Source organism: Solirhodobacter olei (genome assembly GCF_004010155.1).
GTDB lineage: Bacteria > Pseudomonadota > Alphaproteobacteria > Rhodobacterales > Rhodobacteraceae > Solirhodobacter > Solirhodobacter olei.
The window spans coordinates 1-1,142 of record NZ_RRYH01000073.1 but is presented as its reverse complement, the minus strand read 5'-3'; the positions used below and the strand labels follow the sequence as shown (position 1 = coordinate 1,142).

Here is a 1,142-nt window from a genome sequence, read left to right as displayed (position 1 = left end):
GGCTTCATGGATTCGATTTACTTCAACGACCCCATGGGCTTGACCATCGAGCTCGCCAGCTACCGCTTCTTCCCGCCCGAGGGTTGCACCCATGCCGACGTGATGATCGAGGCCCACCGCATCCGCGTCGGCCGCGGCGACGATCATATCGAGGAAATCCACCTTGCCGACGCGATCGAGATGCTGGTCGAGCGCCGGCAGCAGACCCTCTCGCCCGACCGCGCCCCGCGCGATCCTTACAACAGATGACCCAACCGGAGGTGACCCCCATGAAGCTGCATATGCATCCCGCCTCGATTACGAGCCGCCCCGTCCGCCTCTTCATCGCGGAGAAGGGTTTGAAGGTGGACCCCGTCGTGGTCGACCTCTTCACCGGCGCGCATCACCAGGAACCCTTCGTCTCCTTCAACCCCAACCGGCTGGTGCCGGTGCTGGAGGATGGCGACCTGAAGCTGACCGAAAGCTCGGCGATCCTGAAATACCTCGCCGAGAAGTTCGATCTGCCGGAATACCCAAAGGATCTGAAGGCGCGCGCCAAGGTCAACGAGGTGATGGACTGGGCGAATTCCAACTTCTACCGCGACTGGGGCTACAACCTCTGCTATCCGCAGCTCTTCCCGCATCACAAGCGTCAGACCGACGATGCACACCGGCTGACCATCGAATGGGGGCTGAAGAACAGCCAGTTCTGGCTGCAGGTCCTCAACGATTACTGGCTGGGCCACGGCAAGCCCTGGCTGACCGGCGACCGGATCACCATCGCCGATTATTTCCTCGGCAGCATCGTGGCCCTGGGAGAGATGGTGGGCTCGGACTTCTCGAATTACCCGCGCATCCGCGCCTGGCTCGACCGGGTGAAGGCGCTGCCGCACTGGAAGGAGATCAGCGCCGAACTCGACGGGTTCGCGGCCTCGGTGAAGGAGCAAGAGTTCGTCTCGGCGTAGCTGCGGATGGCCCCTGCCGGATAAGGGGGCGGTGGGACTTCCCGAACCGGTCGTTCGGGCTCGCGGCCTTTGGCCGCCGCGCCATCGCGACTGGCGCGGTGCCCGGCAAGTTTCGAGCTGACGACCCGCGAAGTCCTCGGGAGGGGGCAGTTCGTCCGGGAGATGCCTTCGTCAGTCCCCGCCAGCGAGCATGGCCCG

General features: G+C 64.1%; 1 protein-coding gene and 1 pseudogene. Both read left to right on the top strand.

All coding sequences use genetic code 11. The annotated features are described in order from the left end of the window. Window positions 1-249 (top strand): annotated as a pseudogene (locus EIP85_RS22435) (VOC family protein); the annotation flags it as partial. A 20-nt stretch (window positions 250-269) separates the two neighbouring features. Next, window positions 270-944, top strand: a complete 675-nt coding sequence (locus tag EIP85_RS22430; RefSeq protein WP_164871870.1) for a glutathione S-transferase family protein — start codon at window positions 270-272, stop codon at window positions 942-944. The last annotated feature ends 198 nt before the right edge of the window (window positions 945-1,142 follow it).

Excerpts from the sequence above, each read along its gene's own strand:
- EIP85_RS22430 (WP_164871870.1), top strand. The coding sequence starts at position 270 with ATGAAGCTGCATATGCATCCCGCCTCGATTACGAGCCGCCCCGTCCGC.